The sequence below is a fragment of the Sulfitobacter guttiformis genome (assembly GCF_003610455.1).
In the GTDB taxonomy this organism is placed as follows: Bacteria; Pseudomonadota; Alphaproteobacteria; order Rhodobacterales; family Rhodobacteraceae; genus Sulfitobacter; species Sulfitobacter guttiformis.
The window spans coordinates 1,188,134-1,212,316 of the sequence record NZ_RAQK01000002.1 but is presented as its reverse complement, the minus strand read 5'-3'; the positions used below and the strand labels follow the sequence as shown (position 1 = coordinate 1,212,316).

General features: G+C 52.5%; 22 protein-coding genes. 8 read left to right on the top strand and 14 right to left on the bottom strand.

What is annotated here, in order from left to right; genetic code table 11:
* Positions 1-250: 250 nt before the first annotated feature.
* From choV to C8N30_RS19220, 5 genes are all read right to left on the bottom strand, one after another.
* Positions 251-1,273, bottom strand: a complete 1,023-nt coding sequence (gene choV / locus C8N30_RS18400) for a choline ABC transporter ATP-binding protein (RefSeq protein WP_025061317.1) — start codon at positions 1,271-1,273, stop codon at positions 251-253.
* Complete coding sequence (choW, locus tag C8N30_RS18395) at positions 1,270-2,103, bottom strand: choline ABC transporter permease subunit (RefSeq protein WP_025061318.1); 834 nt, start codon at positions 2,101-2,103, stop codon at positions 1,270-1,272. Before choW ends, choV begins: the two co-directional genes overlap by 4 nt.
* Positions 2,104-2,157: 54 nt before the next feature.
* Positions 2,158-3,084, bottom strand: coding sequence for a choline ABC transporter substrate-binding protein (gene choX, locus C8N30_RS18390; protein ID WP_025061319.1), 927 nt, complete (start codon positions 3,082-3,084; stop codon positions 2,158-2,160).
* A 592-nt stretch (positions 3,085-3,676) separates the two neighbouring features.
* On the bottom strand, positions 3,677-4,378 hold the full coding sequence (locus C8N30_RS18385) for a tyrosine-type recombinase/integrase (RefSeq protein WP_170151191.1): 702 nt from the start codon (positions 4,376-4,378) through the stop codon (positions 3,677-3,679).
* Between the two features lie 25 nt (positions 4,379-4,403).
* Positions 4,404-4,808 carry a hypothetical protein gene (locus tag C8N30_RS19220; RefSeq protein ID WP_147419724.1) on the bottom strand — a complete coding sequence of 135 codons (405 nt, stop codon included), beginning with the start codon at positions 4,806-4,808 and terminating at the stop codon, positions 4,404-4,406.
* Positions 4,809-5,757: 949 nt separating this feature from the next.
* Here C8N30_RS19220 and rpsU point away from each other — a divergent pair.
* Positions 5,758-5,958, top strand: coding sequence for a 30S ribosomal protein S21 (gene rpsU / locus C8N30_RS18375; protein WP_025061322.1), 201 nt, complete (start codon positions 5,758-5,760; stop codon positions 5,956-5,958).
* A gap of 656 nt (positions 5,959-6,614) precedes the next feature.
* On the opposite strand, the gene C8N30_RS18370 is transcribed toward rpsU, so the two are convergent.
* The 8 genes from C8N30_RS18370 to C8N30_RS18335 all read right to left on the bottom strand — a co-directional run bounded on the left by C8N30_RS18370 (position 6,615) and on the right by C8N30_RS18335 (position 13,105).
* On the bottom strand, positions 6,615-7,733 hold the full coding sequence (locus tag C8N30_RS18370) for a YeeE/YedE thiosulfate transporter family protein (protein ID WP_025061323.1): 1,119 nt from the start codon (positions 7,731-7,733) through the stop codon (positions 6,615-6,617).
* A 5-nt stretch (positions 7,734-7,738) separates the two neighbouring features.
* Positions 7,739-8,692 (bottom strand): sulfurtransferase, encoded by a 954-nt coding sequence (locus tag C8N30_RS18365; protein WP_025061324.1) that lies wholly within the window; start codon positions 8,690-8,692, stop codon positions 7,739-7,741.
* Between the two features lie 490 nt (positions 8,693-9,182).
* Positions 9,183-9,857 (bottom strand): invasion associated locus B family protein, encoded by a 675-nt coding sequence (locus tag C8N30_RS18360; RefSeq protein ID WP_170151190.1) that lies wholly within the window; start codon positions 9,855-9,857, stop codon positions 9,183-9,185.
* Positions 9,847-10,614, bottom strand: coding sequence for a CsgG/HfaB family protein (locus C8N30_RS18355; protein ID WP_198021468.1), 768 nt, complete (start codon positions 10,612-10,614; stop codon positions 9,847-9,849). The genes C8N30_RS18360 and C8N30_RS18355 overlap by 11 nt, the downstream gene beginning before the upstream one ends.
* A gap of 215 nt (positions 10,615-10,829) precedes the next feature.
* A complete protein-coding gene (locus tag C8N30_RS18350) occupies positions 10,830-11,147 on the bottom strand; it encodes a curli production assembly/transport component CsgF (RefSeq protein WP_025061327.1) in 318 nt (105 codons plus the stop codon).
* Positions 11,144-11,701: a hypothetical protein gene (locus C8N30_RS18345; protein ID WP_025061328.1), complete on the bottom strand. Its 558-nt coding sequence runs from the start codon at positions 11,699-11,701 to the stop codon at positions 11,144-11,146. Before C8N30_RS18345 ends, C8N30_RS18350 begins: the two co-directional genes overlap by 4 nt.
* Before the next feature lie 22 nt (positions 11,702-11,723).
* The gene (gene csgH / locus C8N30_RS18340) at positions 11,724-12,071 is read right to left on the bottom strand and encodes a curli-like amyloid fiber formation chaperone CsgH (protein ID WP_025061329.1); all 348 of its coding nucleotides are present in this window, start codon (positions 12,069-12,071) and stop codon (positions 11,724-11,726) included.
* Positions 12,072-12,193: 122 nt separating this feature from the next.
* On the bottom strand, positions 12,194-13,105 hold the full coding sequence (locus tag C8N30_RS18335) for a hypothetical protein (protein ID WP_025061330.1): 912 nt from the start codon (positions 13,103-13,105) through the stop codon (positions 12,194-12,196).
* A gap of 806 nt (positions 13,106-13,911) precedes the next feature.
* On the opposite strand from C8N30_RS18335, the gene C8N30_RS18325 reads away from it, so the two are divergent.
* The gene (locus tag C8N30_RS18325) at positions 13,912-14,592 is read left to right on the top strand and encodes a helix-turn-helix transcriptional regulator (RefSeq protein WP_025061332.1); all 681 of its coding nucleotides are present in this window, start codon (positions 13,912-13,914) and stop codon (positions 14,590-14,592) included.
* Positions 14,593-15,094: 502 nt separating this feature from the next.
* Positions 15,095-15,520 (top strand): sugar 3,4-ketoisomerase, encoded by a 426-nt coding sequence (locus tag C8N30_RS18320; RefSeq protein WP_025061333.1) that lies wholly within the window; start codon positions 15,095-15,097, stop codon positions 15,518-15,520.
* A 92-nt stretch (positions 15,521-15,612) separates the two neighbouring features.
* Here C8N30_RS18320 and C8N30_RS18315 read toward each other — a convergent pair whose 3' ends face one another.
* Positions 15,613-16,170 carry a GNAT family N-acetyltransferase gene (locus C8N30_RS18315; RefSeq protein WP_037967797.1) on the bottom strand — a complete coding sequence of 186 codons (558 nt, stop codon included), beginning with the start codon at positions 16,168-16,170 and terminating at the stop codon, positions 15,613-15,615.
* A gap of 132 nt (positions 16,171-16,302) precedes the next feature.
* Between C8N30_RS18315 and C8N30_RS18310 the strand changes: the two genes are divergently transcribed.
* From C8N30_RS18310 to C8N30_RS18280, 5 genes are all read left to right on the top strand, one after another.
* The gene (locus C8N30_RS18310; RefSeq protein WP_025061335.1) at positions 16,303-17,406 is read left to right on the top strand and encodes a DegT/DnrJ/EryC1/StrS family aminotransferase; all 1,104 of its coding nucleotides are present in this window, start codon (positions 16,303-16,305) and stop codon (positions 17,404-17,406) included.
* Positions 17,407-17,414: 8 nt separating this feature from the next.
* Positions 17,415-18,368 carry a glycosyltransferase gene (locus C8N30_RS18305; RefSeq protein ID WP_025061336.1) on the top strand — a complete coding sequence of 318 codons (954 nt, stop codon included), beginning with the start codon at positions 17,415-17,417 and terminating at the stop codon, positions 18,366-18,368.
* A 422-nt stretch (positions 18,369-18,790) separates the two neighbouring features.
* Positions 18,791-19,735: a response regulator gene (locus C8N30_RS18300; protein WP_025061337.1), complete on the top strand. Its 945-nt coding sequence runs from the start codon at positions 18,791-18,793 to the stop codon at positions 19,733-19,735.
* A 1,243-nt stretch (positions 19,736-20,978) separates the two neighbouring features.
* Positions 20,979-22,751: a sensor histidine kinase gene (locus tag C8N30_RS18285; RefSeq protein WP_037967800.1), complete on the top strand. Its 1,773-nt coding sequence runs from the start codon at positions 20,979-20,981 to the stop codon at positions 22,749-22,751.
* Positions 22,752-22,779: 28 nt separating this feature from the next.
* Positions 22,780-24,153 carry a sensor histidine kinase gene (locus tag C8N30_RS18280; RefSeq protein ID WP_025061341.1) on the top strand — a complete coding sequence of 458 codons (1,374 nt, stop codon included), beginning with the start codon at positions 22,780-22,782 and terminating at the stop codon, positions 24,151-24,153.
* The last annotated feature ends 30 nt before the right edge of the window (positions 24,154-24,183 follow it).

Genomic DNA, 24,183 nt, shown 5'->3' with positions numbered 1-24,183 from the left:
TCTCTTTACCAAATGCCATACCGCAGCATTTTGCATATGCAGCAAAACTATCTTGACTTGGACAGCCCTCAGCGGACCTTGGCCATGACTTCAAGGTGCTGCGGTGCGGCCCGACATTGCGGGCATTCATTCATCGTGCAGAATTTTATTGAGTTAATCGTCGGACTGCGGACAAAGCAGTCCATGACCTCGTCAAACGAATGGGAGCTTTCGTTTCAGTTGATATGGTTTGACCAGGGTCATGGGTGGCTTAGCTGCGGAGGTCGCTTAGCTTTGCGAGAATGCGGTATTTTGAAATCTGCCCGATCATTTGTCCGCCCTCGATGACGCCAATGAGCGTCTCGTCTTCACCAAGCTGGCCCATAACAACGCGGATGCTCGTCTCAGCTGCGACGGTGGTTGAGGGTACGCCTGTCACGGGCTCCATCACATCGCGCGCGCACAGCACGCTGAGGGGATTCATGTGGGCTACGAAATCGCCAACATAATCATTGGCGGGATTGGAATAGATTTCTTGGGGCGTGCCACATTGCACAATCCGCCCACCTTCCATGATAGCGATGCGGTTGCCCAGCTTGAACGCTTCGTCCAGATCATGAGAGACGAAGATGATCGTGCGTCCACGTTTGGCTTGCATGTCCAGCAGGTCGTCTTGCAATCTCGACCGGATAAGCGGGTCGAGGGCCGAGAACGGCTCATCCATCAACAAGATCGGCGCATCAGTGGCAAATGCACGCGCAAGTCCGACCCTTTGTTGCATCCCGCCAGACAGCTCTCCGACCAAAGCGTCGGCGCGGTCCAGAAGGCCGACGCCTTCCAGCTCTTCATCCACTCGTGCGCGGCGCGTGGCGGCGGATTGCCCGTCCAACTCCAGCCCAAGCCCGACGTTGTCGCGCACATTGCGCCACGGCAGTAGGCCGAATTGCTGAAAGACCATCGCCACTGTGCGTAGCCTTAGATCACGCAGAGTCTTGCGGTCGGCGCTAGATACGCTTGTCATGGTGTCGCCCGTCTTGACGCGCACGTTGCCGCGCACCACGGGGTTCAGGCCGTTCACTGCGCGCAGCAATGTCGATTTGCCAGAGCCGGAGAGGCCCATCAGAACAAGAATTTCGCCATCTTCCACAGTGAGCGAGCAGTTGTGCACACCAAGAATTTGGTTGCAGGCGGCGCTGATCTCAGCCCGTTGCTGCCCTGCATCCATCAGGGGTAATGCACTGGCTGGATTATCACCAAATACGATGCTGACGTTATCAAATTCTACAGCGTTCATGATCGCTTCACCCGCAGCATACGGTCCAGCATGATCGCAACAGCGACAATGACAAAGCCTGATTCAAACCCCAAACCCGGATCATTGCGCCCAAGCGCCTGCACCACAGGTTTGCCAAGTCCGTCAGCGCCGACATAGGCGGCGATCACAACCATCGATAGGGACAGCATGATGACTTGGTTCAGGCCAGCCATGATCTGGGGCACCGCATAGGGCAATTCGACTTTCCAGAGGAGTTGGGTGGGGGTCGCGCCAAATGCCACTGCGGCTTCGGTCAATTCCGTTGGGGTCTTGGACACGCCAAGGTATGTTAGCCGGATCGGGGCGGGGATCACGAAGATCACAGTTGCAAATAGGCCCGGCACCATGCCGAGGCCGAAAAACACGATCGCGGGGATCAGGTAGACGAAAGTGGGAAGGGTCTGCATCAGGTCCAGAACGGGGCTGATGAACTGATAGGCGCGGGGACGATGCGCGAGGAATATGCCCATGGGCACACCCAGCCCCATGCACACCACACAAGACGACAGTACGAGCGCAAGGCTATCGGTTGTTTCCTCCCAATATCCCTGATTGATGATGAACAGCAGGCAGAGCGTGACCAGAAGGCACACTTTCCAAGAACGCTGTAACACCCATGTCAAAGCAACGAATAGCACGACGATGAGCAGGGTGGGCGGGGTTTGCAAGGCCCAGACGATACCGTCGATCATCCATTCCAAACCGTCCGACAGGGTATCAAAGAACGGGCGCGCATGTGTTTTGAGCCAATCCACGATGGCCTCTGACATATCATCCATCGGGATTTTATATGTTTCTAACCAGTCCATGCGCGCCCCTTACGGTAGAGAAAAGGGGGTACCTCTGGACCCCCTCTTATTTTTTTAGTTGGCCAGTGCGGCTGTAACGGCACCACCAGCGTCGCCACCGTCCAGCGTCGTCACACCCTCCAGCCACGCCGTCCAAATGTCGGTGTTGGCTGTAAGCCATGCCTTGGCCGCATCTTCTGGATCAACACCGTCATTCAGGATTGCGCCCATGATCTCGTTCTCCATGGCGAGGGTGAACTCAAGGTTCGTCAGCAGCTTGCCCACATTGGGGCACTCGGCGACATAGCCGGCACGCGTATTTGTCGCAACTGTAGCGCCGCCCAGATCTGGGCCAAAGAAGTCGTCACCACCGGGCAAATAGGTCAGATCAAAGTTGGCGTTCATGGGATGCGGCTCCCAGCCAAGAAACACGACAGGCTCGGAGCGGTCAACTGCGCGCTCAACTTGGGCCAGCATGCCCTGCTCGGAGGATTCAACGACATTGAAATCGGACAGGCCGAACACGCCGCCGTCGATCATGTCTTGGATCAAACGGTTGCCGTCATTGCCCGCTTCGATTCCGTATATCTTACCGTCAAGTGCTTCAGCGGCAGTCGCGATAGAGGCAAAATCAGTGATCCCCGCAGCAACACCAGCAGCATTGGTCGCGAGTGTGTATTTGGCGCCGGTCAGATTTATGCGGACGGTGTCGACAGTGCCCGCTTCGCGGTAGGTGGCGATATCGCCTTCCATTGTGGGCATCCAATTGCCGAGGAAGACGTCGATGTTGCCCTCCGCCATCGATGCATAGGTCACAGGCACGGACAGAATATCGGTTGATGGTTCATACCCAAGTGCCTCAAGGACAAAGGATGTGGCGGCAGTGGTCGCTGTTATGTCAGTCCAACCAACATCGGAAAAGCGGACTTCTTCACAATTGGCGAATGCTGCGTTTGCGGCTGTAATCAGTGCGAGTGTGGAAATTGTGGTAGCGAATTTCATTGAAATCTCCTTGGTTTTTAAAACGGCTCATTGGCAGAGGTGTACAAAGCTTAAGCGGTTCAACAAGGAGATACCATGCGGTTTTGGGAGGGTAGGTTATGTAGGTCGAGGCATCTTTCCCTGCGATGTGTCGATTTTTTTGTCGGTGCTGCGCGACATTGCAGAAAATGGGCAAAACGGGCTCTTTGCCAACTTTTGCCGCGATTGCACATCGGAAAACTATGTCGCAGCGCTGAACGTCCACTTTCTTCAAAATACCCAATTTAGTTTGCGGGCGCAGCGAAAGTACGCAATCTGCCCAACCTGTAGAATGAGCATGTCCGCTTTGGCATGGGAGCTGCCTTTAGATGCGTTTCACACTAACGGCGGCAATGGGCCGTATGTGATTTTGCAAAAAGCGCTTTCTGCGCGTAGTTTCCGTTCGCGAGGGGGATAGCAAAAGTCAGCTTTCCCACTTCAACTTTAAACAATAGGCACTAATTTTAGTCCCGTTTGGTTTTGTCCCGCTTAGGTTCCGGTCCCTCAACTCCTTTAGCGTTCGGCACGCTGAGGCCGTGTCTCCTTCTTGTTGAAGGGTAGATGGTTCTGCTTTTCAGTGCGGCAAGTCTCCGTTTTCTATCGTGTGAATGATTTCCGCCAATAGCTCCACAGCATCTCGCATTGGATCTGGAAGCCCTTTCATGAGCTTCCCTAAGTGAATGTAAGCTGCGGCTGTGTTACTGGTGTTCTCACGTGAAAACGAGTTTTTGGGAGATAGCAGAGTATCTATGGTAGGATCTGCAGTTCCAAACTTGGATAGAATAGTGGAAACAGTTCTGCGTAAATCGTGCTGGTGCCAGTTGCTTGTCCTTGAAGCAGTCTTGATTGAATCGCATGCGCGATCCCAATTGTTGAATTTTCTTCCACTTCGGTTTGCGAAAACATAGGAGCTCTGGGCGGACTTTTGAAAGGTGGGCAGACTTTTCAACAGCTCGATCGCATCATTGGAAATAGGGTGGGTTACAACAAATTCTCGCCCCTCGCATATCACCTTTCGCGTCCACGTTTTGTGATGAAAATCAAACTGTTCCCATGTTGCATCTTCTACTTCACAGCGGCGACACACGACTAATAGAATAAATCGTAGGGCGATGGGGCTAAGGTCGACATCCAAGTATCCGTTTTCACCGATTCCGTTGACCACGAGGAGCGGCAGTATCGCTGCAAGTTCCTCTGGCAAAAGCACACGATCTCGCACACCTGAAAACAGGTGATCGTCAATCGCTGGATCGTGTATAACTGAGAGGTCAGGCAAATCTAATTGATCCCTCGTCCGGCGCCTAATTTCGTAAATCGCTTGCTGCTCTGGCTGCCCCAATCAAAACAGTTTTTAGATAGCTAAGCACTCGGGATGCTTGACCATTTTCCGTAGTTTTCCCGCTTTTGGGAGTGTATGAGTTTGCAAGTTTCGAGATATTTAGAGCTGTGATTGCGGATACGTTCTGCTCGAATATACCTTCGAAAACACATCTGATAACTTGCCGGGCTGTGGAGCTTGCATCCTTCTTGCCTCGGGGTTTCCATATTTTAAAACCTTTGCCTCCAAAATGGCTTTCTGCTTCGGTGATCACGTCCCCGAGCGTGCATTCCACGGCAGTTGGTGGTGAAGATATTAGATTTGCGAGTTCAACAGGATCTCGAAGTTTGCGGCGGGTGTCATAAGCAATTTCACGTGCTTTTTTCACAGTGAGATGTGGTTACTGTCCCAGAGTGATGGTTCTTGGCTGCCCGTCGCAACCGCAGCCCATGAATGCGAATGTCTTCTTGTCTGCTGTGCTGACGCGGAGGGTGAGGCCACGACATTCCTCATCCTTGATAGTGCGCCTTTCACCAGATGGCTTTACGTTTCTAACATGGGCATCCGTGATCTTCACTCTGACGGTCGGCTTCCTGGTTTTCGTAACTATGGCTTTTGCATTGGTGATACTAGACGTGCTCATGACCTGTCTCCTGCTGTTTGTGACAGACGGCAAGTCGGTTCAGAAAGAATGGATGAGAAAATTGGTTTGAATGGGGCTTCACTGGGATTACAAGACCCATGCGCTGCACTGGGTCGCAATGAGACAACTTGAGGCTGATTGATCTACTTAAGGTTGCGCTTAGGACTGAGATGCTTTCTGTTAGATCAATGTCTTGATTGTCTGTATGTGTCCTATTTTGTCTCAGACTGGCTCGGCTGAGATCAGGCGAAAATTGCTTAAAGATAGATTGAAAATCATCATGTCGGTGGTTCGATTCCGCCCTTGGGTACCATTTATAAATTATATCTCATACTTTACGCTGAAACTGTCGCTAAGCGTGTGTACTTCAATGTCCAACCAAACGAACGATTTTTAGAGTATTCTTGGACTGGCTTGCGCACTGTATATTTCGTTGAACACAGTGTTTTGGTTCCTTAGCTGGACGTAGTGTTCAGTGGTGCAACACTTGTCTTCACTTAACCGACAAAGTCCCAGCGCTGAAGCACTGCCATAGCGTAGGATTTCTTGATGGCGTCGAGTGTAGTGTTGCCATCCCTCTTGTTGGGTTGGAAAATCCAACTGCAACCGTATAACTGCAAAGATTCTGTTTGATATTACCGAAATTTGCTGGCAAGTCGCATGCAACAGTTTTTTGGAAAATAGCGGAAATCAAATGCAAGTAAGTGTTCGTGATAACAACGTTGATCAGGCGCTTCGTGCGCTCAAGAAAAAGCTTCAACGTGAAGGTGTGTTTCGTGAAATGAGGCTCAAAGAGCATTTTGAAAAGCCTTCCGTTCGTAAGGCGCGCGAGAAAAAAGAAGCCCTTAGCCGTCAGCGCAAGCTGGCGCGCAAGAAGGCAGAACGTGAAGGCTGAAGCAAAGGTTGCCTAACTAACTGTTAAGTCTAGCATTTAGCGCTAACATGCCTTGAGGCATGATAGACGTTTCATGTTCTGTGCTGCCATAGCGGTTGCTACCTTTTGGATAGAGCTTGCAGTGTCGCTTTGACGTCGCAAGCTCTATAGCCGTGTTATTGACTGCTTTTTAATACAGTTGGTGAGCGACATTCCGGCGGGTCAGCTGCACCGTCATTGTGGCTGTATAGAATTACTAAGTCTCAATTCAGGCATGGAACGCAGCATAATCGTTGTGTGTAGCCGAATCGTTTTTCGGTGACAGAATGTTGGCGGCAGAGTGCAAGATTGACTGAAGCCAGCATGTTTAAGTGCGCTTGGCCGATCGCCGCACTGTTCGCGTCATTACCGTATGCGGGTGACGCTGCGTGTTAGGGGGGCGGCATGCCACGGCTCTTACCTGCTTATGCCGACCTAATTATCTGTGACGATGTTCAGTCAGTTACTGGTCGGCAAGGCAGCGCAGTGCGCGCCCGCTCCCGCCTGACCTGACCCAAGCGCCAACACCGCTGGTGTCCGGAAAGGATCCAGCGGCTGGCTCATCCTCAGATCTAGAGCGAGCATCCCCGCCAAGACAGCGAGTGTCAGTGCTGCGACTAATCTACGTGTTAACATAGTTAGGTCTCCAAGCCCAAGGCACGCCGGATACGGATACCTTGGAATGCCCCTGCGAAGGCTGCCGCGAACCAGACCCAACCGTGCAAGCTGCCTGTGGATATACCGGAGAAAAACGCCCCCACATTACAACCGAATGCCAGACGGGAAGAGTAGCCCAGAAGTAGGCCTGCAATAATCGTGCCGACCCATGCTCGGGCGGGAAGATTGGGCAAGCGTGCAGACAGCCCCGAACGCCATGCGGCAACCAGAAAGGCGCCGCCAATGATGCCTATATTTGTCAATGATGTGACGTCCGTTAACACGCTTTGCGCGATCCTCGTCTGGTTAGCGGGGAGTGACCAGAAAACCGAGCCTGACAGATCTGCACCCAGAGCGGTCGCGCCCTTTGCTGCCCATAATCCAAGGCCGTATACCACGCCCCAAGGCTGCCCAGATACAACAAGGTTGGCAAGAGCGAGCAAAGCAATCAGCGCCGCGGCGAACCATAGTCTCGCCGGGATCCGTCGTGTTCCGGGAGCGGCAAGAAACAGCGCAAGTGCTGCGACCGCTGCCAAAGCCGCCACGGTAATTACTACTCCTGTAGTGCCGCTCAGGGCAACGACGGGCGCGGATCCCAAGTCGGTCCACCAAAGCAAATGATAGGCGCCGGCAAAGGATCCGATCGCAAAGAATGGCAAGGCGACCGCACTAACTGCGTTGCCGCTTCCGGCGTTGACAAGTGTACCTGAGCCGCAGCCCATAACGATCTGCATACAAGCGCCGAACACGAATGCACCGCCGATCATGGCCCAGCCAACAGGCGCGTGAGCGCCGATCAACTCGGTGCCATTTGCGGTGACGAGCGGGATTGCAATGATCGCGACCAGCCCGATTGATACAAGCTGTGCAATGAGGCCCGCAGGTTCGCGGCGCAGGATCATCGCACGCCACGGCCCTGCAAAGCCGAAGCGCAGACCTTCAAGTACCAAACCGAAGCCTATGCCGACGGCAAGGAGCAGCCCATAGCGCAAGCCCGCCGCCGCTGATAGGCTGAGCACTGCGAGTAATGCCACACCTATCAGAACGGCTCGACCCAGAATACCCGTGAGAACAGGCGCTTGTGCGGTGGTATCGGTCATAATGCTCAGAACACGCTTTTGATCTGGTTCCACACGCGACGCAACGGACCGGGTACATTCGCCATCTCGTATCCGGCGTTCGACCAGCCCACCATTGACTCGGGATACAGTTTCACATTTTCGAGACCGGCAAGTTCGCTCATTGCGAACCAGTTTGTTGCCGCCCAATGGCCGGAATTGCAGAAGCTGACGATTGGTGCGCCAGTATCAAGGTTGTTCTCGATCGCCAGCGCTTTAGCGCTTTCGGCATTCACAATAACGGGCTGATCAGAGAACCAGTTTGAATGGGTGAAATACTGCGATTGTGGCAATGTGCCCGGCTTGGCTGCTGCGGGGTGCGAAGCCTCGCCTTTCCAGAAACTTTCGGGTCGCGCATCGATCAATGTCGCTTCCTGCTCACCATTTACGATTGCCAGCACTTCTTCGCGTGTGGCGAGCCATTCGTCGGAATAGGATATCTCGATATCACTTGGGCGAGGGTCCTGTACTTCCTGCTCGAGTGGTAGTCCGGCCTCGGTCCAGCCCTTGAAGCCACCATTCAGTATGGCCAGCTGGCTTACACCGCTCGTCTTGAGGGTCCAATAAACCCGTGCAGCGGAACCGAAGTCTGTGACGTCGCTACCTTGGTGCACGATGAGCACGGGGCGGTCCAGCGAGATACCCAAGCCACGCAGGGTTTCCTGAAGCCGATCTTCGGGGACCAATTCACCGCGGTTTTCGGAAGGGCCGCGAAAGAGCGCATAAGGCGCATTGACAGCGCCGGGAAGATGTCCTTCAGCGTAGCTGTTATTGTCCCCTCCTGTCGCGGCGCGGATATCCAGAACAAGGGGGTTTGCTTCTGACTGAACGGCTACAAATTCCTGTGGCGTAAGGAGTGGGCCGAAATCGTTGGTTTGGGCAATGCCGGGGAGTGGCGCGACAAGCGCGCCTGCAAGTGCGTAAGCTGCAAATCGGTTCATGAAAGTCCCTTTTCTAATCTATTTCGCCACCAAATGGCATACTCTATAGAATGTTCAAGTGCATAGGGCTCCACAAACCTCACACGCGAAAATCGGATTTTGGATTGTGAGGCATTCACTATATTGTTCGTCTCTTTCCTATTCGGTTACCAGAACAGATGTCCAACCGGAGCGTCATCCGAAGACATATGTTCTTCTTTGCTATTTGTTTCCCCCACGTCGCGTTTTAGCCGACGGTCCATACCAGACCTCTGACGCTCATCTAAAAACCACGCCTGCTGTCATGTGTGCCTCATGGGCACTAATTAAGGTGGAGTGTCTACGCGCTTTTTTGGGTGCGGGAGATGAAGACCTTATTAGGACGCAAAAGGAGAATTGTCCGCCGTCGAAGTCTTTTGGACCAAAATCTGCTTCTGGCTTAGCAAGGCAGATTGCCGCTGATAAAACGGGATCAACGGGGCCTGCATTTAACCAAACCGCTGTTTCAGGCTCAATCGCCCTGTCTAACGCCGGTAACGGGGGCTAGGGAAAGGCCCACACCATCGTCGGGGAGCGTGACGAGCGGATCAGGCACTTCATCTATAATCGAATTTGGTGACAGTGCTGTTGCGCTTTCAGGCGATGGCGGTGCCGGTGGTGGTGCGGGCTTGGCTGCCGCTGAAATCCGTTGGATTGAAGTGGCTAGTCCGGCAAGTGACATCGGTATCACAAGCTCACCCTGACCGAGGATCCGTACAGTAAAGCTTGCAGAGGTTCCGGTCAGAAGCGCATCGTATGGCGCGGCTGTGAGGCGCCCTTCCAACAAGCACCCTTCGAGGGTGCAACGCGTAACTGGAACCTGAACGGAATAATCGCCGTCAACGGTCATCAAAACGCCAGCTGTCAGATCAATGCCCAAAGGCAGCGCAATTTGATAGAGTACTCCGTTACCCTCCGCCGGGACGGCGAAGCTGGCTACAAGTGCTATGCGTGTTGCATTATCCATCAGGACGCGGTGAAAAGCTTGACACGCCTGTGGGGTACCATCCTGATTAAGGTAGCATTCCAGCGACCAATCCTCGACGTCTTCCCTGCTTTCAGGGGCACGAAACCTGTCTTGGGCAGCAAGAGGCAGAGCCGACAGCCCCATAAGTATCCCCGCTATGATGGCACGTTTAGCCTGCATCGGATGCCTCGGCCTGGAACGCCAGTTTTTGCGCGGGTGAGAACTTGTGGTGGTAGCGTGCATCATAACGCCTAATCAGTTCGCGTCCTGCGGAGGGGTTTTGGAAATGCCATATTCCGTCGCGTGCGCCCTCGATTATAAGGCTGAACACAGCGAGCTCGATTGCGCCGCGCACCGCGACACTGCTAAGCTCGTTGATGGAATATCCCGCGTCGATTTCGAGAATTTCGTCAACCGCGACAAAGCTGAAAACTGACCCTTGAACGAGTCTGGAGTAGATCGTTTTGGTCGTCGTGACAGAAGAAAGCACCTCGCCGCTGTCTACGCTTACAGCGCGCAATGCTACCGTCACAAGGTCTTTGCGATGCTGTTTGGAGGCTCCTATGCCCAAGTATCGCGCGCCAGCACCGCCGGTCACATAATTACTGTCATACTCCACAATGCCCCCTTCAAGGATGATCCCCGCAAAGCGAAGGGGTCCAAGAGTGCTGCGTGGGTTGCCCGTCGCGACGAGATTTGTCTGATCGATAATCTGGCGCTCGTTGAGAAGGTTCTGGAGACCCGTGCGTTCGACTACCCTGAACCAGTCTCCGTCCGTGACCTGCCGCAGAACATCAATAAGGACGGCTTCTCCCCCCTGGGTAACCGCTTTGGAAAAATCTGCGAAGTCGTCGTTTGGTTGCTGTGCGCCGGTTTTGTCGGGAAACGCATAGACGGCTACATCGATCGCTTGGCCGGGAGGGAGTAGATCGGTCAAGCTAAGTCCGAGCTCTGTTGGCGCAGCAAGTTCGGCTGGCACGGGGGCCGTCGGTCCAAAGTCCTCAGCATACGTAAAGCTGTCGCATGCGGTGAGGGTAAGAATGACGGAAATCGCCAGACCGAAAGCCCCAAATCGTTTTATTGCAATCTGCTGGTTTCCTTCGATCTTAACTGCTTTGATTTTGTATATGTTGCGGGCTTGATGTGTTTCGCTTACGGCATCCGAAGCAGGGGGCGCATTGCTGCTGGCGCAGGTTCGCCTGAACCACCCTCAACCGGCTCCTCCGGTCCTCCGCCCAAGCCGCCAAGATCAATAATGATCGGTGGAAACGTAATGTCAGGTGAGCTGCTGCCACCTCCGCCGCTGGGTAAAAACTGGTTCTGGATTTGTGCGGTCCCAACCAAATAACCGTTCAGGTTGGGGTTTCCACCAAGCCCGGGGCTGAGTGGCTCGTACCGGAAATTCCCCGCAAGAGCGGATGTTGCAGCAAAAATGGTTACAATGCCTACAAAAAGCAGTCTACTTTTCATTGTGTCGTCTCTCCACCTAATCTGATTTGTGTCCCCGGCGCGCCATTCACAAATGTGACCGATCCCCGTACGCCCTGACCTAATTGGCCATACGTCAATGTCGTTCCCGTGCTGTTGACGAGCGCGATATCAAGCGTATTGGCAGTTCCGATTTGCGCGCCTACCAGCACATTTTCTGATCCACCTGCAATGGTTAGTGCCATGCTGTTACTATCGCCGATCTGCACGCCGGCAATCCGGCTTTGCGGGGAATTCAGGATGGTCGCGCTTGCCGTGTTGTCATCACCCGACTGTAGCATTGCAGCGGCAGAACCGCCGCTGTTTGTGATAGAGTTGAGTGATGTGTTGTCCGCGCCGTTCTGCAGGATGATGCTGGTTGAGGTCTGGACATCAGCGCCTGTTGCCCCGTCAACGCCCGCAGATATCGCGCTTTGCTGACCGGAAATGATCTGTTCCAGACTGGCATTGGCAATTAGGAAGTCGAACTGCTGTGCCTGTGCACCTTGCGCGGCCAAAAGGCCGCAGATCAGCGCCGTAATTCGAAAAAGCCTCATGTCAGTATCCTTTCCGGTTGGGTCACGGGAATTGGGCCGAGCAGCTATAGGTACGCGCATTAAGTCGGGCGTCCATCGCGACAGTCATGCGGGTCCCGGCGTCGCCGTAAATCTGTCCGCGCCAGACTGTTACGGTACCGGCATCCGCAGTCACGTCCACAGTGCCTCCATTCATGCTTTGGGATCTGTTGCTCCCGTTCATCACGATTGAAGAGACAGTATAGGACAGGTTCCCCGTTTCATGGGGGGTAATCTCGGCTGTGACGCTCACATGGCCATCCTGCTGCACCAACGCGATGTCACACGCCGCCGCAGTGTGGGGCAGGGCCATCAAAAGGGCCGCGAAGGGAGCAATTGGAGGTAGTGTCATACCTGACCTCTTTGGGTACAAGAACCGCCCAAGCCCGCGTTGGGCCTGGGCGGTCTAGATTTCGGGTCAATCCTGGGCCATGCGACCAGCAAAAGTCAAGCTCGCCGCATGGAATGGATTGTTTAGCGGTTGTTCTGGTAGTTGACCGCGTTGTTGCCATTACCAGACTGGACGATCGCCGAGACGTTGTTAGACCCCAGCTGGAGGTTGGCAGCAGAGTTTGCGGCCGAAGGATTGGATGCACCGGTCGCTCCGATACTTACCGCGCCGCCCAGCGTTCCAGAGAGCGAACCGCCCACATTTGTGGAGTTGATCGCAGCAACGTCGAACGACAGACCCGCGCCTTGGCTCACGAACGACTTGTTCGCTTCACCTTCCTGCAAGGATGCAATGGTGTTGTTCGTACCATCCTGCAATGCGACCGATCTGTTGAAATTACCAACTTGTGCAATCGCCGCATAGTTCTGACCACCGCTCTGGGCAATCATACCGGTGTTGGAATTACCCAACTGCGCAACCGCACCACCATTATCGGCACCGTCTTGGGCGATCATACCGGTGTTATTGTCACCGACCTGCGATGCAGCCGCTTCGTTGGCATTGGTTCGCTGACTGATAAGCGTGGTATTTTCATTACCGATCTGTAGCGTTGCGGACTCTTGGTTGGAGCCGATCTGCATGTTGATCGCGTCGTTGTCGTTACCCTGCTGGAACTGTGCGTTTGCGTTCGCTCCTTGCTCGGCCGATGTTACGTCAGCCATGTTTGCTGGGCCCGCAGCGTTACCCTCGGCCATTGCCGCTACGCCGTTGCCAACGTTGGCTGTAGCCGTGCGCTCTGCAGTACCGGAAGCACCGTTGGTTGCATTGGCAGCTGCAACTTCACCTGATACCGATGCATTCGCGCCATCGTCTGAATCCACCGCACTTGCATTTTGGCCTCCGGCATTGGCTGTAGCGCCCAATACCGTTTGCTGCGCCGATGCGCCGCTTGCCATTAGTGCCAGAACCGACGCTGTAATAAGAAAACGTGTCATGATGTTATTCCTCCAAAAAAATTTTATTTTGGAATTTTTGGGGTCCCGAAGTTGTCGGGACGCTCAAAGATCCCCCCAGGTGGCTCGAACGTTTTGCCGAAGCCTGAGAGCACCATGACCGATTCGGGATCGGCACAATATCGCCCGAATTGACTAAAAATTGCCCTAATTTCGCCACAAGTCATTAAAATAGACTAGTCAATATGGGTGAAATTGCATTGATTTTCATTGACAATTTTGAAACGCACAGGCAAATGCGCCGCCGTATTCTATGAGATTAGTCGTTAACGTAGGGTTAATGCGCTATGCGACAACAGCAGGTCGAGGATCTGATGTAAGTAGCATGCGCTTGGGAGGCCACACACAATGTTCAGAACGATATGCGGAGGTATTGGCCTCTTTTTAACGCTTGGCACGACTGCGCCGGTGGCTGCGCAAGATGTTCGGGTAAAGCAGTTGAGTGTACGCAGCACGGCTTTTGTTCGTCAGGCACCTCCGCAGGCTTTTTCTGTGCGCCAACGCAGAACTGTGGTTCCCGTTCCGCGACAGGGTGCCACGCAAGAACCTGCTCCTCGACAGAGTGGCGGATCACAGACTACTTCACAAATGCGCATTAATGATTTTAGCCAACTCGGTCGTTCTGATCGTTTCAGCATACCTTCTGTGCGCGAAGGGGTTCGAATTACGCAAAACCCCTAAGGTTTTATAGTTAATTTTGATTTATGCCAGTTCGGCGTTTTTTTAGTACCTTTTACATCGTCTTGTTTTTTGACTTCTTATTTTAGAGGCACAATATGCAACAAGTAATGAAATTTGAAACCAGAAAAGGCGTAGCCCTTTTCGGCGGAGGGAGGCTTGAACAGCTTGGCTTCGCCCAGACAATTAGAGCCGATCCCGATGGTATAGGGTTCGAAGTTGTAGACATGCTTGATAAGCGGGCTGATTTGCAGTTGTCCGCCGTGAGCAAGGATGTCGTAGACGTCAGCCAGATCGCAATCATCCTCGGCGAAACCGGAACCGCAAGCGAGGCTGAAGAAATCGCGCAACTCATGACAAAGCTGGCGCCCCGCGCGAGCATTTTGGCGGTGCGCGAAGAAACTGCGGCCCTGCACCCAAGGGATTGGCCGAATAATTTACGCGGTATTGTAGGGTGGAATGATCTTAGTGAGCGGCTATTCACCGTGCTGGCGTTGGTGAACGCAGGTCTTGAGATATTTGACCCAAAACTGACCGACCTTACCCATGGTCCACACAGCGCGCCTTCATCGGCCACTCCGCCGCCGAAACATGTCGTCACCAGCTCCCTCACCCACCGCGAGGAAGAGGTGGCCGCCCAGATTGCCTGCGGTGCGCAAAACCGTTGCATTGCAGGAAAGTTGGGCATTGCGGTCAATACTGTCAACACGCACGTCAATTCCCTGATGCGCAAATTGGGGGTCAACAACCGGACGGAAATTGCAATCTGGTACCATACCGCGATGAAGTGAGGACAGCGTATGACCCGATCCGTTTGAATTGATCTTGAGGGCTAGTGCCGCGCGCGTTATTTTGACCCACTTCCCGTCGCAAAAGTGGTTTCACAATTCTTGCTGTATCGGCAGGTGGCGAATGCGGGAAAATCACTCAAGGGATGATTTCAGATCAATGCCCATGGCTGTGAGATACTTTTTTATCCAAGAGAGCTGTTTTGGTCTCGCTACAAGGCGTGTAGCGCGCGCGAGCGCTGGGCATTTTTTGTATTCTTAATAATGATTGCGGCGAGTTTCAGTATGTAGGCATTGCTCGCGGACGTCTGCAGCTGCCTGTATTTCACAAGGTTACCTTGTGATAATTATAGCTTAAACGCGGTGAAACCTTGATGTCCTCTACAGGCACGAATACCGCATAAGCATATGTGGTGCTTGGGTTCCGCCCTTCGAAAAAAAAAGGGTGTGCAGTCCTTTGGGTTCGCGGGCACTATGAACAAAATAAACGAAGGAAGATAAAATCATGACGAACCCTACAGTGCCGCAAAGGGGCCATACGCGCATGATTGATTTACCCGTCGTATCGGACCCGCGCGGCGATTTGACATTTGTGGAGGGTGGCAATCACGTGCCGTTTGATATCCGCCGTGTATACTATTTGTACAACGTGCCCGTGGATTCTGAGCGGGGAGGGCATGCCCACCGTGAACTGGAGCAGGTTGTGTTTGCCCTGTCCGGCAGCTTTCGGATCAAGATTGATGACGGCTTCTCAAAATCCGAATTCGTGCTGCGCAATCCAAAACGGGGGCTCTATATCAATAGGCTAATCTGGCGTGAGATGGACAATTTCAGCCAAGGCGCCGTTTGTATGGTCTTGGCATCGCATCGCTACGATGAAGCGGACTACTATCGCGATTATGATGAGTTTCTAGCTGCTTCACGTGCATGATTATGAACTGCGCGCCAAGATGTAGGGAATGTGAAGCGTATCACTTCCTCATTTAACCAGCGATTTGGTGCAAAAGGCGTGAGCGGGTTAGCCTACTCCAGCGAGGTGGATTTCAAAGCGGCCATATGGCCCTCAAAGTCAGCAGCAAATTGTTCAGCCCGATAATGGAAAAAAACATCTTTGTTATCCTTGCCGGTTTCGACGGCGCCAAAACGGGCATGAAAAGCCAATGTGCGGGCGTTATCACCGCGTACGTCAAACACCGACAGGTTTTTGCCTAATCGCTGAAATCCGATTTGATAAATAAGGACCGCACTTTCCAATGCAGCTTTTGGCGGTTTGTTGTGGTCGAGGATCCAGCTGCCCCATGTGAATTGATTGCCAGTGATGTCGTACAAGCGCACCAAGCCGCAGGCTTGCGCGTCCAAACGCCGCTCGATCACATAGTAATATTCAGACCCCTCCGCTTCACGGACTTTATAGCGACGGATCCAATTGGCCTGATCTTCGACTGTTCCCGTCACCGCAGAAAGATGCCTGTTATAGGTCGGATCCATCCGCAGCGCGTGTATATAGGCGGCGTCTTGAGGTTGGGCCAATCGCAAAGACAAAGACACTCCGTCAATATGCGCAAGGTTGGGCTGTGGCATGTGTCGTACCTTCTGAAATTTACTTATCATACTCCGTTGGCTCAAGCCTATTCAACCTGCGCACGGATGACAGCGGCGCGTTGTATCGATGTGCAAAACTGCTATTGTTCGCCGGAATTTAAGGAGTGATTTATGTCAACCGTCCCCTTCCTAGATCTGCGTGCAGGATACCTTGCCGTTCAGGCCGAAATCGATGCTGCCGTGGCGCGCGTGATGGACAGTGGTTGGTACATAATGGGGCCCGAGGTGGAGATGTTCGAGGCCGCATTTGCAGATTATTGCGGGGCAGATCATTGTGTGGGGGTCGCCAACGGTCTGGATGCGCTTATCCTTAGTTTGCGCGCCCTTGGTGTGGGGGCGGGGCATGAGGTCATTGTACCTTCCAACACCTTCATTGCGACATGGCTGGCGGTCTCGGCGGTGGGAGCCAAACCCGTCGCGGTTGAGCCTGACGCTCAAACTTACAACATGGATCCCGCCTTGATTGAAGCTGCGATCACTCCCAGAACGCGCGCGATCATTGCCGTGCACCTTTATGGCCAGTCCGCGGATTTAGATCCGGTTTTGGCCGTGACCCGCGCGCATGACCTTGTCCTGATCGAAGACGCTGCCCAAGCACATGGCGCCACCTATAAAGGCACCAGGATCGGCGCGCACGGCGATGCTGTCTGTTGGAGTTTTTATCCGGGTAAGAACCTTGGCGCTATGGGGGATGCAGGTGCTGTCACCACCAACCGCGCAGATATTGCAGCGCACGTCAGCACTTTGCGTAACTATGGCTCGCGGGTGAAATACGTGAACGAGGTACAGGGGACCAACAGCCGCCTAGATCCCATTCAAGCGGCTGTATTGGTTGTGAAGCTGGCGCATCTGGATGATTGGACGCAAGCGCGACGCACATTGGCCCGCCGGTATAATGAGGCATTGATGGGAGTTGTTACCCCTCATGTTCCATTGTGGACTGAACCTGCGTGGCATCTGTACGTGGTGCGCCACCCCAAGCGCGATGCGCTGATGCAAGCATTGGCGGATGAGGGGATCAGCACCATGATCCACTATCCCATTCCGCCGCATCTTCAGGCGGCTTATGCTGACTGTGGCTATGCTAAAGGGGTGTTACCATTGGCCGAGGCATTTGCCGACGACATGCTCAGCCTTCCAATCGGACCGCAAATGCCCCACAGCGATCAAGACAGGGTGATCGAGGCTGTCAACCGGCTCGCGGCAACATTGTAAGGTTCCACATGGCACATCCGACGATTTCCTACATTCTTCTGACCTACAACCAAAGCGTTACTGTCGCGGAGGCAGTGCAAAGTGTGCTGGCCCAGACCGGGACGCCGCTGGAGATCGTCATCACCGATGATGCCTCAGTCGACGATACGTTTGCAGTGGTCGAGGCGGTGGTCGCGGACTACACTGGACCGCATACTGTTATCTTGAACCGAAATGCGCAAAATCTCGGGCTGTCGGGTAATATCGAAAAGGCGCATGAACTCAGCACTGGTGATGTCCTGATTGCAGCTGCGGGTGATGATATTTCGCTGCCGCACCGCGCGACGCGCATTGCTGAAGCATTCGCCACGGATGCGCCGCCGTTACTGCTCTGCTCGCACGCGTATTTTATAGGACCGGACGGTGCGGAGCTTTCTGGAAAACTCCATATTGCCGCACTTTATGACACCACTGATCTTACAAAAATCGCGCGCTCGAAAGCGCTGTATATCGGGGCAACGGGCGCATGGCACCGCAGTCTGTATGACAGTTATGGCCCGATTGAGGCTGACGCTTACGAAGATCTGGTAATGGGTTTTCGCGCCGCGCTTGAGGGGAGGGTGTGCGTCCTGCCGGAGCGCCTTGTGAAATACCGGCTGAGGTTCGGCATAACCCCTGACGATTACTACGATATGGGTTTGGCCAAATTTACGGCGCGGCGGGCTTACTCCTATACGGTAAACGCTGCCGTCATGCGCCAGAGAATTAAGGATGCACTGAAGTTTGGCCTGACCCAAGATAACGCGGTGCTCAAGGTGTTGCGGGTAGAGGCGAAAAAAGCCGCTCTGGGACAGGCCTATTACTCAGGAGGGTTTCGCCAAGCCGCCTTGAGGCAACCGCTACTTGCCATGCTCATCTTACGTGCAGAACGGCGGCAAATGCGGAAATTCAGACGCGCTGCCCAAACGGCGAAGCAAGGCTGATATCTCAGTTATTTGTCGGATTCTCGACGGGCAGGTGCTCGCATATCAGGCTGACGCCCTATCTCCGCAGGCTCAGTTCGCATTCAGGTCTCATTCATGGACTAAAGCGTTAGTTGTCTACCGCGCCGATCACCGGCGCATCCTGGCGGCAAAGGACGTCCAGTTCAAATATTCAAGTGCTTGCAACAGCCAAAGCCGAAATCGGGCGGCTGTCTCGGTTCGCCAGATTTGCTGGTTAAACATGGCGAAAGTACCAAAACGAAGGATTCACGAGAGCCAAATGATGTAAATAATGTTAAATTCGCAATAAAGGCAGTGGTTTCACAAAAACGTCACAGTTTATGCAAACTTATACACAACCATTGGGGGAACGCGTCGCTGCATAGTTTGGCAGCTCAAGCCACGAATTGGAGAAGGTAGAAATGAAGTTTCTTATAATCGACGATGATCCTATCGTGCTAGACTTGGTGTCAATGGTTCTGCGTGGGGAGGGGCATGAAGACGTATATGTCGCGTCATCCGGCAAGGAAGCGCTCAACATTCTTTCCCATGCGGCTGATCCTTTCGATGCCCTCCTGCTGGATATCGAAATGCCTGAAATGAATGGCATAGAGGTTTGCGCAAAAGTTCGTCAGATGCATGACTATTATCGAACGCCGATTGTAATGCTTACAGCCCGTTCTGATACAGGATCAATCGAAAGCGCCTTTTCCGCCGGTGCAAATGACTACATCACCAAACCCTTTGCCATTTCCAGCATCGTCGCCCGAACCAAAATTGCGCAAAGAATGATGGGGGAAAGCTGTAAGGTTTTTGCACACCAATCGTTGCTGGACACTCTTCCTGGATCGTTCGGTATGCATGATTTCGATTGCGAAGAGGCAGTTGTGCTCAGCGACCTTTGCCAGCACACGGATCCATTCTCCCTCGGCAACTACCTGTCGCAACTAGCGCAACAACGGGTTGCGGAAACTTCGGTTTTTGCCTTGCAGATTGACCATTTCGACATCCTCCACGCTGAGCTTTCAAGCCGCGAAATGCTGCTGATTATCGCGGAAGTGTCCAATGCCATTTCCACAGCGACTGCTGATAAACGTCTGTTGAACGCATATTTTGGATCAGGGACATTCATGTGCATTGCCAATGATGATCTTACGGACGGCTGGTCGGACCTAGAAACGAGCATTATCGACCTGCTCAGCCCGCTAAGCCCGATCCGTGAATCCCCAACTCTAAATACACTCACGATAACGATGGGACGGCCACTTCGCCCATATCTCAGTAAAACACAGCGGGTTCGCCGGACTTTTGATCGGGCAAAGATCCAAATGGATAGACGCATCTTGTCAAAGGTTTCTGCGAGCTGACTTCGCGCAGCTCCCCGACGTATTGTTAGCCGCAGTTAGCCATACGATGGGGTGCAACTGCGGTATACTGAAGGGCAGCCGCTTGTGATCTAAATTGGTCCCGAGAGATAGCGTTGCTCCGCAACACCGGCGGAGTTTGAGCAATGTCCGTATCAGAAATCTTGACGACAAGTTGAAAACGGTCAGCAACCCGAACTTCGATTGTGCGCGCTGTCGCTCTGCTGGCTCGAGGGTCGGGGGATCTTAGCTAAAGCCGCCGATCGGTTGCGCGATTAGGGCGCCTTGTCCCTCTATGCTGAAGACATAGATAAAGGTATCTCTGCCCGGTGATTGGGCACTCGCTGCCTGATATAGAGCCTACCTCCATGCTTTCTGAGTAGGGTAATTAAGCAAAGCGCCATCAAATACAGATACCTAAGACTTGGTATGCGGAGACGTTAGTCAGTGGCGCGAGATGCCCCCCTTTCAACCAGCGAAATCCCACCGTTGCAGCACTCCGATAGCTTGGGCCCTGTTAATGGAGTCGAATGCTTGACTGCCGTCACGGCTGCGCGCTTGAAAATCAAACTGTAAGGTCTCCTCGAGCAGGCATGCTCGGCAGGCAATTGTTTGGTGACTGTAGGATACATCCGCGGACCCACATTCAGGACACTTTGCAGCGACGTCATCGTTGAACACGGCTCGTTTCCTTTTCTAACTCCGGTATTGGACCATGTAGGCTCTCGTCACGCTTTGCCCACTATAACCTGCCGCTGGTTCACCGAAAAATCTATCGTAACCTTCTGAACGCTAAAGTACGGTTACAGCAGAGCATTCTGTCATCCAGTGCAGTTGTTAATCGTCCTTACACAATATAAGTTTGACTAAAAGCGCGGCTTGAAACCGCAGGTCGCCCCCAGATCGCAGTGTGACGCCACCTTTTTTTACCCCAATTTCCTCGCCGAGCTTTAGACCATAGTCTGGCGGTTGAAGATACCGTTGCATTGCAACACGTAGGAACAGCCCTTTTTTGGCTGGATTGCGACAGTAGGGAGTGCCTACGACCGCACCCCAAGTGGTATGCGCCATGCCCATCGCTGCAAGCCTCGCAACAATAACAATTTTTTCCCCGCGGACACGATGTTCCGAGTGGAAAACGCTTGCGCGCCACGTATAGGTCAAACTTAGAACATATGCACATGGTGAGTTGAGCCAACAGGTAGAAGGTCGCAGTGAGACAATGATGACGTGCTTTCAGGGATTAATGTTGGAGCCCGCTTTTTGGGCGGCTGCCGGCGTGAGTGCGATTGCGGCTCTTGTTTTGTTCTGGATGAGCAGGTTCCAGAGGTTTCAGGGCAAACTCTACTACTCACTTACCTTTGTCGCGATGATCTGGACATTGCTTATGGTCGGTCTGGAGGCTGCGTCGAATAGCGCCGCCTGTCAGCTGCAATGGGCAACTCTTGCCTGGCTTGGGAATGGATTGGTACCAGTTGCTTGGTGTTTCTTTGTTTATGACTACATCGACAACAAAATTCCGCTAGGGAAACGCACAGCTGGATTTGTTCTAACCGCTATTCCCTTAATCGGTTTTCTGATTGCAGCGACCAACCAGTGGCACTTGCTCTTCTACACAGATAAAACTGTGATTCCATCGGGCGAGAACTATATCAAATTTGCGCACGGCCCCGCTTTTTTCGCAATTATTGCGATACTTTATGCGTTTGTCGCCGCCGCAATCTTTCGCCTCGCAAGGGCTTTCAGGGAGGCAAAACCGGTCGCCTGGCCACTTCTGGCAATGCTTATCTTCATCACTTTGACCCCCTTGACTGCGAACGCTGCCTATATCGGGTTGGGATTTACTTTTTTTGGCCTTGATCCAACTGCCTTCATGTTCACCCTTGGCATTCTTTCATTCACGTGGATGCTCGTGACAAACAAAACCATGGATATGGCATTTGTAGGCCAGTCATTGCTTTTTAATACAATGAGCGAACCGGTGGTTCTGGTAGATAGATACCGGAACATTTCCTTAATGAATGCAGCAGCGAAAGACATTGGATTGCACTCTGGATCTGCGTCCGCCTTGTCTAAAATGATCGAAAACATAAACTATCTGGAAAAGTCTGAAAAAGCTGTTCATCTCACTTTAGGTCAACGGTTCTATGAACCCAGAGCCCGCCCAATCGAAAGTCCGCTTGATCCAACGGGCTCTGAACTTGGGTGGAGTATTACCTTCATCGATATTACGGACCGGATCGCCACCAATGCGGCGTTGGAGGAAGCGCTGAAACAGGCAGACAGCGCGAATAGAGCAAAAGATGAATTTATCTCTGTAGTCAGCCATGAGTTACGCACCCCCTTGACCTCGTTAACGGGGGGGCTGACGCTAGCGCTCAGCGGCCGCCTCGGGGATGTACCTGATCCTATTCGTTCACTGTTAAACATCGCGCACCGCAACGGTGGGCGCCTGTCACGGCTGATTGAGAACATCCTTCTTGCGCAAAAAATCGAAGTGGATGCACTGACCCTAGAGAGCAAACCGGTCGACCTTGGACTTCTCCTCAAAGAAAGCTTTGAGGAGAATAAAATGTTCGCCGCCGAACGGGAAGTACAACTCGCCCTGAAGTCTATCATGCCTGCGGTAATAATCGGGGACGCATTTGCAATTCGCCAGATTATCGACAATCTGATTTCCAATGCCATCAAGTTTTCCGATCCTCAGGGCGTTGTTGAGGGCTCCATCACTACTGCTGGTTCGAGAGTAAAGCTGTCGATCAAAAATGGCGGCAGGAGTATTCCAGAAGGTATGGAAAGTAAGGTTTTCGGTCGTTTCGAGCAGATCGAAAACAGCGGACAATCCGCGACGCAAGGGTCTGGGCTGGGCCTGCACATCTCGAAAAAGTTGGCCAAACAGATGTTTGGTGATATCTTTTACGAAAGTTTGCCGAGTATCGGTACGACGTTCAATGTTGAATTTCAGCTGGGGGAGAAACCAACTCCAAAAGCCGCGCTACTCGTTAGTTCGTCTGTATGATCGATGTTTTTGAAAAGTATGTGATCAGATGGGATTGTTGAATATGTTTAGAGGTAGATTTTCGATCTCCAATAACGCTGCCGATCTTTTGACAGTAGAACGTAGGCTGAAGGACTATGCCAATGTAGGTCGTCATCTGCTTATGCAAAGAGTAGTGATCTATCTTTTGGCGATCACTCTCTCCGGCGTCTATTATGATCTAGATATTGCGATATTTTTTCTGATTTTAATCGCGATGTACGAGGCATTTGATACTTACGTTTTTCACTTAATTATTCAGCGGAAGACGTGGCGACCACGAAACATCTGGAACGCGGTGGTCATACTGCATATTGGAACGCTCGTTAGTTCGATCATAATATCTGCCTTCTCCATAAGCATTGCCTTGCAGCAGGGGGTGAATAACAGTCATTTCCTACCGATGTTTATGCTGGTATCAGCATCTATCTTCGCTGCTATGAACAATCATCATTTCCTTTCGGTGCTTGCCTTACGTCTGATCATCTACGTCTTTTCTATACTATTTATCCCGGCTTATGATCTTTGGGTTGTGCAACCGCCGCTATCTTCAGAGCTATGGCTCAATTTGTTTACCATCATTTTTGTTCTTGGCTTCATCATGGAACTTGGACGGAACTTTCTAGCCGGATATACCCGCACCCTTCGTGCACGTGAGAAACTGGAGAAGGAACATAAAATTACCAAGGCCGCATTAGAAGCCAAAACCCGCTTTCTTGCGACTGTAAATCATGAATTGCGCACTCCCCTGACTTCTATAAAGGGCGCTTTTGACTTGATAAATGCGGGTTCTCTGGGGCCAGTTCCCCAAAAGATGGAGCGCCTGCTAGAAATTGCGTCGCGCAACACCTGTAGATTAAAAGAATTAGTGGACGATCTTTTGTTCCTTCAGGCATCGGATATCGGAAAGATAAAGTTTAACTTTCAAAAACTTGATATGCACGATCTCGTAGAGGAAGCGGTAGAACGTTTTCAACCCCATGCGACACAAATGAATATTGCGCTGAACGTGCAATGTGCCGCTGACGAGTTCTGGGTTTGCGCAGATAAGAAGAGAATAGATCAGGTTCTTATGAACCTACTTTCCAATGCTGCGAAATTCTCCAAACCGAATGGTACCATTACGGTCGCGTTGGAGGAGAATGCAGATTTGATCAGGCTGTCGGTGCGCGATGACGGAATTGGTATACAGGACGGCTCCGAAGAGCTGGTCTTCGCGGAGTTTATTCAGCTAGATTCCCGGGACGGGCGCGAGTACGGCGGTAGCGGCTTGGGCCTAAGTATTTCGAAAAAAATCGTGGAAGCGCATCAAGGCAATATCGGCTTTAACAGTGAACTGGGTGTTGGAACGGAGTTCTTTGTTGAACTGGAGAGATATCACTAAACCAACATCCCAAAGCTATAACTTTATGGT

Coding starts and splice junctions, on each gene's coding strand:
- C8N30_RS18360 (WP_170151190.1), bottom strand. CDS start 9,857: ATGCAGGCTAAACGTGCCATCATAGCGGGGATACTTATGGGGCTGTCG.
- choX (WP_025061319.1), bottom strand. CDS start 3,084: ATGAAATTCGCTACCACAATTTCCACACTCGCACTGATTACAGCCGCA.
- C8N30_RS18370 (WP_025061323.1), bottom strand. CDS start 7,733: ATGACCGATACCACCGCACAAGCGCCTGTTCTCACGGGTATTCTGGGT.
- C8N30_RS18315 (WP_037967797.1), bottom strand. CDS start 16,170: ATGCCACAGCCCAACCTTGCGCATATTGACGGAGTGTCTTTGTCTTTG.
- C8N30_RS18335 (WP_025061330.1), bottom strand. CDS start 13,105: ATGACACGTTTTCTTATTACAGCGTCGGTTCTGGCACTAATGGCAAGC.
- rpsU (WP_025061322.1), top strand. CDS start 5,758: ATGCAAGTAAGTGTTCGTGATAACAACGTTGATCAGGCGCTTCGTGCG.
- C8N30_RS18350 (WP_025061327.1), bottom strand. CDS start 11,147: ATGAAAAGTAGACTGCTTTTTGTAGGCATTGTAACCATTTTTGCTGCA.
- csgH (WP_025061329.1), bottom strand. CDS start 12,071: ATGACACTACCTCCAATTGCTCCCTTCGCGGCCCTTTTGATGGCCCTG.
- C8N30_RS18325 (WP_025061332.1), top strand. CDS start 13,912: ATGAAATTTGAAACCAGAAAAGGCGTAGCCCTTTTCGGCGGAGGGAGG.
- choW (WP_025061318.1), bottom strand. CDS start 2,103: ATGGACTGGTTAGAAACATATAAAATCCCGATGGATGATATGTCAGAG.
- C8N30_RS18345 (WP_025061328.1), bottom strand. CDS start 11,701: ATGAGGCTTTTTCGAATTACGGCGCTGATCTGCGGCCTTTTGGCCGCG.
- C8N30_RS18365 (WP_025061324.1), bottom strand. CDS start 8,692: ATGAACCGATTTGCAGCTTACGCACTTGCAGGCGCGCTTGTCGCGCCA.
- choV (WP_025061317.1), bottom strand. CDS start 1,273: ATGAACGCTGTAGAATTTGATAACGTCAGCATCGTATTTGGTGATAAT.
- C8N30_RS18300 (WP_025061337.1), top strand. CDS start 18,791: ATGAAGTTTCTTATAATCGACGATGATCCTATCGTGCTAGACTTGGTG.
- C8N30_RS18280 (WP_025061341.1), top strand. CDS start 22,780: ATGGGATTGTTGAATATGTTTAGAGGTAGATTTTCGATCTCCAATAAC.
- C8N30_RS18305 (WP_025061336.1), top strand. CDS start 17,415: ATGGCACATCCGACGATTTCCTACATTCTTCTGACCTACAACCAAAGC.
- C8N30_RS18320 (WP_025061333.1), top strand. CDS start 15,095: ATGACGAACCCTACAGTGCCGCAAAGGGGCCATACGCGCATGATTGAT.
- C8N30_RS18285 (WP_037967800.1), top strand. CDS start 20,979: ATGTTGGAGCCCGCTTTTTGGGCGGCTGCCGGCGTGAGTGCGATTGCG.
- C8N30_RS18310 (WP_025061335.1), top strand. CDS start 16,303: ATGTCAACCGTCCCCTTCCTAGATCTGCGTGCAGGATACCTTGCCGTT.